The 9,699-nt window shown below is 68.7% G+C and carries 6 protein-coding genes and 1 pseudogene; 3 read left to right on the top strand and 4 right to left on the bottom strand.

Annotation, left to right across the window (positions count from 1 at the left end; all coding sequences use genetic code 11):
- Positions 1-47: 47 nt before the first annotated feature.
- Positions 48-1,370, bottom strand: a complete 1,323-nt coding sequence (locus tag VB737_RS03755) for an adenylate/guanylate cyclase domain-containing protein (RefSeq protein WP_500311253.1) — start codon at positions 1,368-1,370, stop codon at positions 48-50.
- A gap of 175 nt (positions 1,371-1,545) precedes the next feature.
- Positions 1,546-2,238 (bottom strand): Crp/Fnr family transcriptional regulator, encoded by a 693-nt coding sequence (locus VB737_RS03750; protein ID WP_500311251.1) that lies wholly within the window; start codon positions 2,236-2,238, stop codon positions 1,546-1,548.
- Between the two features lie 156 nt (positions 2,239-2,394).
- On the opposite strand from VB737_RS03750, the gene VB737_RS03745 reads away from it, so the two are divergent.
- Entirely contained in the window at positions 2,395-6,078 is a 3,684-nt protein-coding gene (locus VB737_RS03745; RefSeq protein WP_500311249.1) for a hypothetical protein, read from the top strand.
- 102 nt (positions 6,079-6,180) lie between these two features.
- Positions 6,181-7,638, top strand: a complete 1,458-nt coding sequence (locus VB737_RS03740) for a vanadium-dependent haloperoxidase (RefSeq protein WP_323243317.1) — start codon at positions 6,181-6,183, stop codon at positions 7,636-7,638.
- 44 nt (positions 7,639-7,682) lie between these two features.
- Here VB737_RS03740 and speG read toward each other — a convergent pair whose 3' ends face one another.
- A complete protein-coding gene (gene speG, locus VB737_RS03735; protein WP_323243318.1) occupies positions 7,683-8,243 on the bottom strand; it encodes a spermidine N1-acetyltransferase in 561 nt (186 codons plus the stop codon).
- Between the two features lie 77 nt (positions 8,244-8,320).
- Between speG and VB737_RS03730 the strand changes: the two genes are divergently transcribed.
- Complete coding sequence (locus VB737_RS03730; protein ID WP_323243319.1) at positions 8,321-9,454, top strand: pyridoxal phosphate-dependent aminotransferase; 1,134 nt, start codon at positions 8,321-8,323, stop codon at positions 9,452-9,454.
- 22 nt (positions 9,455-9,476) lie between these two features.
- Here the strand turns inward: VB737_RS03730 and VB737_RS03725 are convergent.
- Positions 9,477-9,699, bottom strand: a pseudogene (locus VB737_RS03725) (MBL fold metallo-hydrolase); the annotation flags it as partial.

Here is a 9,699-nt window from a genome sequence, read left to right as displayed (position 1 = left end):
CATCCCAATGGACTGATGAGCAAGACCAACCGGCGCCGGCTACGGCGTCAACAAGCCGGGGCTACAGCCTCACAGGGTGGGCCAGATTTCATGTCGCCGGAGGACCAATTCCGGATGTCGCTTGACAGGGCGCAGTTGTCGCCCGGCGGCCAGGGGGCCTGGAATTCGGGTCTCGCCGTGGCCAGGACCATCAAGGGGTGCTGATGGGCTGTGCTGATCAGACGATCAAGCAGCTCCAGGGTTGTGGGATCGATCCAGTGCAGATCCTCCACGACGATCAGGCTCGGCTGACCATCGCTCCAGGCCTGGACCATCGCCAGCAGGGTGTCGAGTCGGATCTGGCGTTTCTTCTCGGGGGTAAGCCCGTCCAGCGCTGATTGATGGCCTCCGCGCAGGCCGATGAGATCGGCCAACACCTCCAGGCTGCTGGCTTCGGTGGCGCCATAGCGCTCCATCATGCGGGCCAGCTTCTGCTGGCGACTCCCATCGGCTTCGCCCTTCTCGAAGCCGGCGGTCTTTTTGATCTGCTCGGCGATGGGATGCAGGGTGCTTTCCCTGGTGTTCGGGCCGCAGTACCAACTCATCTGGCGATGGCCCTGCTCCAGCAGGGAGCGCTTCAGTTCACCGACGAGATGGGATTTGCCGATCCCGGCTTCCCCCTGCAGCAGCACCAGCTGGCCCTGCCCTCGAGAGGCGGATTGCCAGGCCTTGAGCAGCATCTCCATCTCCTGCTGCCGGCCGATCAGCGGCAGATCGCTCGTTTTCCAGCGGGCCTGGGAACGGCAGGAGACATCCGTTTCCTCCAGCACCGCATAGACGGGCATGGCCTGATGGAAGCCTTTCAGTTCCTTGGCACCAAGACTCTGGTGATGGAACAACTCCCGTGTGATCCGATGCGTGCTCTCCGACACCAGGATCTGGTCGGGCCCCGCTTCCGATTGCAGCCTGGCGGCCAGATTCGGGGTTTTCCCCATCATCAGCCCGGCCTTGTGGGGCGTCTCGATGTCCCGGATGCTGGTGGCCACCACGGAACCTGTGGCGATGCCGATGCGGCAGCGCAGGGGCTCGGCGGTGGGCGACGGGAGCCGCCGGATCGCGTCCCGCAGCCGCAGGCCGGCTCTGACGGCATTGGGAGCGGCTTCTTCGGAAGCATCCGGATAGCCGAAGTACGCCAGAATGCCATCACCCAGATACTGGGCCATGTAGCCACTATGTGAGGACACAATGTCATCACAAATGGCATAATAGGACTCGACCAGCTCCATAAGCTCCTCGGGGTCGAGTTGCTCCGCCATGGTTGTGGAGTTGACGAGGTCACAGAACAGCACCGTGACCTGACGCCGCTCCGGCGGACGCTTGACAGGTTTCACGCTTGTGGCCATCGCTGGTTCATCGCCGATTCATTGAAGATTCGTCGTCGTGCCCGGGCCTGCGGCCAACGTTGAAACGTGGCGATTGCTGGGGGTGAGCTTAGCCGTCGTGAACATTTTCCGTGGGCGTTCTGTCTTTTCCGGCCACCCCGAATCCGGCGTCACCGCAGGCGCATCAGGGTTCCAGCAGACCCCGCCGCTGCAGCGGTTCGAGATTCGCCAGTCGCAGCCCCTCCGCCGTCTCGACGACGGTTCCCCTTGCGCGCAGCTGGGTGAGGATCCGGGAGGTGGTGCCCCGGGCCAGGCCGGCGATGGTGGCGATCTCCGCCTGCTTCAGGTCGGGAATCGGAGCGAGCGGATCCTTGCCGTAGCCGTTGCAGAGCGCGAGTTCCAGCAGGGTGGCCAGAACGCGGGTGGAGGCATCCTCGCCCCGCAGGCTGAAGCGCCGCCCCAGGCAGAGCAGTCGTCGTGCCTGCAGCCGGGCCATCTCCAGGGCGAAGTCCGTTGAACGATCCAGTTCGTCCTGAACCGTTTTCCAGCGCAGTTTCACAACCTCGAGCGGGGTGAGAGCCACCACATCGGCGGACCGCCGGCTGTTCCCGAGCAGCATCGCCAGCTCCCCGAACATTTCCCCGGCGCCCATCAGCGCGATCACCACCTCCTCCCCCTGCAGGGTGAGGTGTCGGACCTTCACCACCCCCGAGCGGATCAGGAACATTCCGTCGTTCCAGTCCCCCTCGAAGACCAGCTGATGCTGGGCGGGCACCAGCAGGGTCCTGTGCTCGCTGAGAAGGCTCTCCAGCTGCCTGATCTCCAGTCCCGCGAACAGTGGGAAGGACCGCAACTCTCCGGCCTCGAAGTCCCCCATCACCCTCCGACGGCCAGGCCACAATCCCATGGTTTCCCTGGCTTGTCATCCAGGTGACAGCTGGGTGGCACCGATCTCCCGGCTGGCGGCGACCGGGAACAACGCACGTCGGCCGTGTTCCCCGGACAGTGACGCCATTGCATGGGCTCGCCTGCCATGACGTCCCTCGTCCTCCCTGCTCGGCGTCGGTGGCCCGCGCCCGCCGGGACGCCTGGGTGGGTCGGGTGCAGCTGGCCGGAGCTGCTCGCCCTGGCGGTCGCCGGGTTGTCGGGCCAGGTCACCCCGTTGTCGCTGCTGCTGTCGTCCCTGATCCGGCTGAGCTGGTGCTCGGCCGAGCTTCTCCACGGGGCCGGCCATGGGCTGCTGCGGGCCATGGTCGACGGCGACGGCGCTGCCCTGGCCGTGGTTCACCTCCTGGAGCATCGCTCCCCCGGGGAGGTTCTTCGGACCCTGGCGCCCCTGGGGTCGATCGGTCCGGCCGACGGCAGGGGGCGATCGCTGCCCTGGGTGGCGGTCGGGGACCCGACCCCCTGGCGGGTGCGCCTCAAGGCCGGCGGCGGTCTGCTGTTCAACCTGCTGGCCCTCACCCTGGCCTGGAGCGCCCTGCTGGCCTTTCCCGCCGATGGCTCCGCCCCGGTCCAGGCCCTGCTGGTCAGTGTGGCGACGGCCAACGGCACGCTGCTGCTGGCCTCACGCTCCGACTGGCAGGCGATCGGGAGCGGCCGAGCGGCCCGCTTCCACTGTGGCCATTTCGGCTTCATCAGTGCGGCCGATCCGTCGCCGCGGGGCGAGCTGCTCTCGCCGCCCGCGATCGATCGCTTCCGGGCCATGGGCCTGGAGATGGAAACCCGGGGAGCGCCCGCGGGTGCCGGTCTGGTGCTGGTCCGGGATCGGAAGGGCCGGATCGGCTTCGTCGGCCAGGGGATGGTCAACGGCAAGCGCGGCCACCTGACCCGATCGCTGGAGCGCGGCCTTCGGCGTTCCGGCCACCGGGCCCTGCGGACGGGCCGCCGAACGTTGCCGTCCGGGCTGATCGCCGCCTGGCATTACGGCTCCGGCTCCAGCGGCGCACCCGGCAGCCCGGCGTCCCACTGGCCCCAATGGTCACCGCCGCAGCGGCGCCGTCTCTGGACCCGGTGGCAGGGACGCTGGCTGAGTGACTGGCAGCCGGTGCAGCACCGCATCGCCCTCGACGGCGACTTCAACGGCTTCACCCTGTTCGGCACCGAGGCGGACGTCAACGAACTGGGGGCCTGGCTGGCTGTCGCCCTCCGTTGCCGCCATCCGGCTCCCGGCGCTGCGCCGACGATCGCCGGTCTGATGGACCTGCTGATCTGCAAGGGCGACTGGTTCGCCGCCGTGCGGCTGGCTTCCCTGCGGCTTCTGGCGGAACCCGCCACCGCCCCTGCCACCGAAGCGTTCGCGCCCTGGGCCACCCGCTTCGAAGCCGCCTTCCAGGATCAGATCGCCGCCCGCCCCGACGCCTGCCTTGATCACCCCGAGGTGCTCGAGGACTTGACCCTGCGGATCCAGCAGCGCCTGAAGGCCGATCCCCGGCTGCGGCGGTACAGCTCCACGCGGACGCAACGATGGATCCGCGCGGCCATCGGCGCGTTCCTGCACAACGATCCCTTCGCCGCGGCCCGCCAGTTCATCGCCTGCGGTCGGGGCCGCTTCGGACTGGTCGTGATCTCCTCGACCTGGCCCGACCGGCTTGTGCTCTGCAGCCAGGGGCAGTCGATCAGCATCGGTTTCGATGGACCTGGCGCCACGGCCCTCTACGCCTCCGAACCGGCCGCGGTGGAGGCGGTGCTGGCGGGCCGGCCCGGCTGCCACCGCATCGATCTGGACCCCATCGCCGGCGAGATCGCCGTTCTGTCCGCCAGCGACCTCACCATCCACTCGCGGCTGCAGGAGCGTGAACTGACTCTCGAGGAGATCCGCCGCCGCCGCCGTCTGCCCAACGAAGGCATCGGATCCGCGCCGCCCGCCTCCAGGCTCGGCCGTCAGCACCTCGACCCGGTCGGCGCGGACCTTGCGGCCATTCCCGGCCTGCTGTCCAGGATTCAGGACGACTGGATCAATCCCCGCTCGGCCAATCGCGCCAGCGCCAAGGCCCTGGCCGGGTTGCTCATCGCCACGGCGACGCGCCTGAGCGACAAGCAGGCGTCGCTCGCCCGTGAGGGGCTGGATCCGGCCCTGGCACGGTCCAGCCATGTGGACCTCCTGGTCACGGGCCTCGAGGACAACCTCTGGCTGGGCGGCCATTTCGCACGGGATCTGGAGGGGCTCATGCCCATGCTCAACGTGAGGACACTGTCCGCCGGCTCCGTGCTCCAGCAGCTGCACCGCGACCCGTCGTCCCTGAATCTGTCCCGCGAGTCGATCGTGCTGGTGCTCAGCGATTCCGGCCAGAGCGCCCCCTGCCGGCAGGTGCTGGACGCCTGTGATCGGCTGGTGCATGAGGCCGTGATCCAGGACGTCTTCCAGGTCGTGGGCGATCCGACCGGTCTTCCAGGGTCTCCATCGCAGGCCCCCGACGGCACCGAAGCCTCCGACGACCCCGACCGGGCCCGCGGCCATCGCCTGTTCACCACGGCCGCGGGACGCCACACCTCCGAGGCGGCCACCGCCACGGTGGCGGCCATGCACCAGACCCTCACCGAGCTGCTGTTCTGCCTCTGCCGCCAGATCCAGCAGGCCTTCCCGGAGCAGCGGCCCCTGGGGCTGCGGCTGCGACCCGAGGCCCTGCTGGCGCTGGAGACGATGGAGGACCAGCTTCTGGTCAACGATGTCCGCGAGATCATCGGTGCCGACGAAGGGGGGCAGCCCCACACCAGCGCCGTCTCCCGCCGGCTGGTGCAGGCGGGGCGGCAATGGGCCTGGCATGTCCTGGAGACCCCGACCGCCTGGCTGATCCACGCGCTCTATGTCCTTGGCAGCCTGGGATGGGGGATGCCGCTGTTCCGGGGCTTCACCCTGGCCCTGCTGCCGTTGGCCGGCCTCGCCGAAGGGCAGGGAATGGGTGCCCTGCTGCTGGCCCTGAGCCTGCCCGCCGATGTGGCCCTCTACGTCCTGGGTCCCTGGTTCTGGACCCTGGGTCTGAGGGTCCTGCAGGGGCGCCAGCCCCTGGCCCGTACCGGCCGGCGCACCCTGGTGATCGGCGAGGCGGAGGGGCTGCACCAGTTGCTCAGCAGCTACGTCAGCAAGCTCTTCGCCCTGAGCTATGGCCTCACGGCCCTCGATGTGCATGGCGCCGATCCCACCGATTCCCTGCTTCACGGCTATGCCCATCGCCTGGTGCGCGGCACCCTGCTGTTCCTGGGCGTCCCGGACGGCCGCTGCAGCCAGAGGCAGCGCGCCCACGCCGATGCGGTGATCGAGGCGGCCCGGCAGGCCGATGGTCTCCGCCATCTCGGCGCCGGCCCGGACATCGTTGCCCTGAGTTCCGATCCCTGCATCACCGCCGAGCGCTTTCACGCGGCCCTGGTGATCCCCAGCCCGATCCATGGGGGCTGCGGTAACGGCATCCGCCTCCCCAGCGACGACGGGATCGAAGCGATCCGGGAGTCCCGCTTCGGATCCCTCCGGCGACTGCTGGCGGCCTATGTGTTCTTCCATGCCATGGCCCGCCGGGTGGCCATGTTCCCGGGGCTGGGCTTCGACTGGTGGAGCTCCCAGAGCCGCCGGACGCCGCTGGCGGCCCCCCCGCCGATGGCCGGCGCGGCGGGCCGGTGCATCAGCCCGGCCGCTGATGGCGCAGGAGCGTCTTCAGGGCCTGGCCTTCGGCCTGTCATCGCGATGACAGCCAGCCACCATCAACAGGACGGGATCGGGTGATCACGGGTCCAGGTCTTTTGGATCGGCCTCGACACACTCAGGGGGCCCTTCACGGACAGGTGCATGACGGCAGGTGGCATCAGAACGCGCTTCTGGATTGACATGAGCCTGGAGTGTGTTCGCCGGGACCACACGAATTCCCTGTCCTCCGGTGACCAGAGGGGCCCCTTTCTCACGGCGCGGGCCCTCGGGATGGCCCTGGCCGCACTCCATGACGTCCGGTCCATCGTCGCGGGCTCCGCCACGAAGCTGCTCAGCCTTCCCATCCCCGCCGGCCTGTTCCCGCTTCCCAGCCCGAAGGAGAGGGATCTGGCCGCCGCGGCCGCCTGCCACCAGGTGCTCCGGCTTCGCTATCCCAACCAGGCCTCCATGCTGGAGCCGGCCTGGCACAACTGGCTCGACTACTTCGAGATGGGCCCTGCCAGGACGCCGGTGGAGATGGTCGGCAGGGCCTACGGCACGGCCGTCCACCAGTTCGGCAAGGACGATTGGAGCCATGCGCGCGCCGCGTACACGCCCGACGGCACGCCCTACAACCACAAGGCGCCACCCACCCAGCCGACCCAGGGGTTTCTCGGTGGCGTCTGGGGACATTCCATGCCACTGGCCGCGGCCCGGGTGATGGACTTCCCACCGCCCCCCGGTCGCCTCGACGCCGACACCGTCACCCCCACCCAGCACTACCGCGATGACTTCGGAAGGGTCGCCGCCAAGGGTGAGATCAACCGTGCCCCGGGCGACCCGACCTTCCGGACCCTGGCGGAAGAAGTCATCGGCATCGCCTGGGGTTACGACGGCCCCCAGGAGCTCGGAACCCCACCCCGCCTCTACCTGCAGGTGGTGCTGACGGTGCTGGATTCCATCGAGGAACGCAATCCCGGCCAGCTTGAGGAGCTGGACGAACTGGGCGTCATTGCCGGCGCGGCCGTGGCCATGGCCGATGCGGGCATCGATGCCTGGCACTACAAGTACGCCCCCAGCCACATGATGTGGCGACCGGCGGTGGGGATCCGCGAGGCCGTGGCGGGGAACGGGATCCCCGACCCCGACTGGCTGCCCCTGGGACGTCCGGACACCAACGGCGCCGGTACGGGGTTGACGCCGGATTTTCCCGCCTACCCCTCCGGCCATGCCACCTTCGGCGCGGCGGCCTTCCAGCTGCTGCGGCTGTTTCTGGTCGCCAGGGGTGTCAGCAGCTTCGATCCAACCGGCAGCGGCCTGGATGATGTGCGCTTCGAGTTCGTCTCCGACGAGTTCGATGGTCGCAACAGGGATCCCCGCAACCAGCGGCCGCGGGATCTGTTCACCCTCAGTTACGACAGCCTGTGGCAGGCGATGGTGGATAACTCGCTGAGCCGGGTCTACCTGGGTGTGCACTGGCAATTCGATGGCATCACCACGCGCCGTCCGGGCACTGACGAGGATGTCTTCGGTGTTCCTGCCACGCCCAGGGAGCTGGGCCACACCGGTGGCGTTTGGCTTGGTGCCAAGATCGCCAATCAGATCGCCCAGAAGCTGAACATTCCGATCGCCACGATCGCGGCCTCCGCGATCCTCTGAAGTCCCCCGGGCGCTGGAAGGCGGCCACCGGGCCGCTGCAAGCCTCAGACCTTCGGCGTTCTGGACAGATAATCCTCCTGAAGGATGTACATGCGTTTGACATCCCGATACTGGCCTTCGATGAAGAATTCGCCCACCAGATGGCCCTCTTCGACGAAGCCGCACTGCTGGTAGAGGTGCAGGGCCTTTTCGTTGTCGACGGCCACCGAAAGGTAGATCTTGTGCAGATTCAGGATCGTGAAGGAGTAGTCGAGGGCTTTGTGGATGCAGAACCGGGCGAAACCCTTGCCCTGGTGCTCAGGGGCGATGATGATCTGGAATTCAGCCCGGCGGTGGATGTAGTCGATCTCGATCAGCTCCACCAGACCGATCAGTTCCTTGGCCCCGTTCTCCACGCCCCCATTCTCCACGCCCCGCTTCTCGACCACGAAGCGACGCTCGGCATTGTCGTGGATGTGGCGGTTGTAGAGATCCTCCAGCTCGTCGAACGACTCGTAGGGTTCTTCGAACCAGTAGGACATCACGCTGCGGTTGTTCACCTGGTCGTGGATGAACCGCAGATCGCCCCGCTCCAGGGCCCTCAGGGCCAGCTCCGCTCCCGCCACCGGATTCCAGATCGTCCTGCACAGACGGTAGGGCTGCGCTGCAGGATGGCAGTCGCAGCGATCTGAGCTCCGCCGCCGTGACCAGCCCCTCCCCAGGCGAGAGCCCGTCCGTTCCCCCCTGCCCCCGGGCCCGGCCGGAGGTGGAGACCCTCACGGCCTACAGCGCCCCCCTGGAGGGGCGCCGCGGTCTGCTGCGGCTCGATTTCAACGAGAACACCGTGGGGCCCAGCCCCCGGGTGGTGGAGGCGATCCGCGCCATTCCCGCCGATCACTACGCCATCTATCCGGAGTACGACGGCCTGCGGGAGGCGGTGGTGCGCTCGCTGGGGGGCGGGGGCCTCACTCCGGCGCATGTCGGGGTCTTCAACGGCGTGGACGCGGCCATCCATGCCGCCTTCCAGGCTTTCGGCTCGCCCGGTGACCGGCTGCTCACCACCAGCCCCACCTTCGGCTACTACACCCCCTGTGCCCGCATGCAGGGCATGGCGATCGAGGCGATTCCCTACCAACTGCCGGATTTCGGCTTCCCGCTCGCGGCGGTCCGGGCGGCCCTGGAGGCCCCGGAAGCGGCGGCGGGCGCCCCACGGATTCTGCTGATCTGCAACCCGAACAACCCCACCGGCACCCGGCTGGCGCCCGGGCGGATCCTGGAGCTGGCGGCGGCGGCGCCGGACACCCTGGTGGTGGTGGATGAGCTCTATGAGGCCTTCACCGGCGACAGTGTGCTGCCGGTGGTCGATTTCGCGGCGGCCCCCAACCTGCTGGTGCTGCGCTCCCTGGCCAAGACGGCCGGGCTGGCGGGTCTGCGCATCGGCTTCGCCATCGGCGCGCCGGCGCTGGTCGAGCGGGTGGGCCGGGTCTGCGGGCCGTACGACGTCAACAGCTTCGCGGTCACCGCCGCCCATGCCGCCCTGGCCGACCAGGCCTATGTGGACGCCTACGTGGCCGAGGTGCTGCGCGCCCGCGACCGGCTCCTGAGCCAGCTGCGCCAGGCCGGTGTGCGTCACCATGCCGCCGGCGGCAACTACCTGCTGCTCTGGCCCCACCGTTCCGCCGAAGCGGTGGAGGCCGACCTGCGCCAGGCCGGCATCCTGGTGCGCTCCATGGCCGGCAAGCCGCTGATCGACGGCTCCCTGCGGGTCAGCCTCGGGACCGGCGAACAGATGGACCGCTTCTGGCAGGCCTACCGCCGGATCGACGGGCTGGGGTGAGGCGCGAGCGCCGCGGCCGGCCTCAGCGCATCACCTCCACCACCACCCCATCCCCGAGGGGCGGCACCACCGAGATGGTGCGGCCGCTGCGGCGCACGGTGGCCCCCACCATCGCCTTCAGGAACGGCTCCACCGACCCCTGGTCGCAGCCGGCCGGGGGCGTCCCGGTGGTGTACTGCACCGGGATCACCCGACGGGCCTGCAGCTCCCGGGCCACCTCGGCCGCCTCCTGGCCGGTGTAGACC

Origin of the sequence: Synechococcus sp. BA-120 BA3, assembly GCF_034931285.1 — a bacterium.
In the GTDB taxonomy this organism is placed as follows: Bacteria; Cyanobacteriota; Cyanobacteriia; order PCC-6307; family Cyanobiaceae; genus Cyanobium.
This window is presented reverse-complemented; position numbering and strand designations above follow the sequence as displayed.

Bases quoted from the DNA above. Each gene is read 5' to 3' on its own strand.
- VB737_RS03740 (WP_323243317.1), top strand. From the start codon at position 6,181: ATGAGCCTGGAGTGTGTTCGCCGGGACCACACGAATTCCCTGTCCTCC.
- VB737_RS03750 (WP_500311251.1), bottom strand. From the start codon at position 2,238: ATGGGGGACTTCGAGGCCGGAGAGTTGCGGTCCTTCCCACTGTTCGCG.
- VB737_RS03745 (WP_500311249.1), top strand. From the start codon at position 2,395: ATGACGTCCCTCGTCCTCCCTGCTCGGCGTCGGTGGCCCGCGCCCGCC.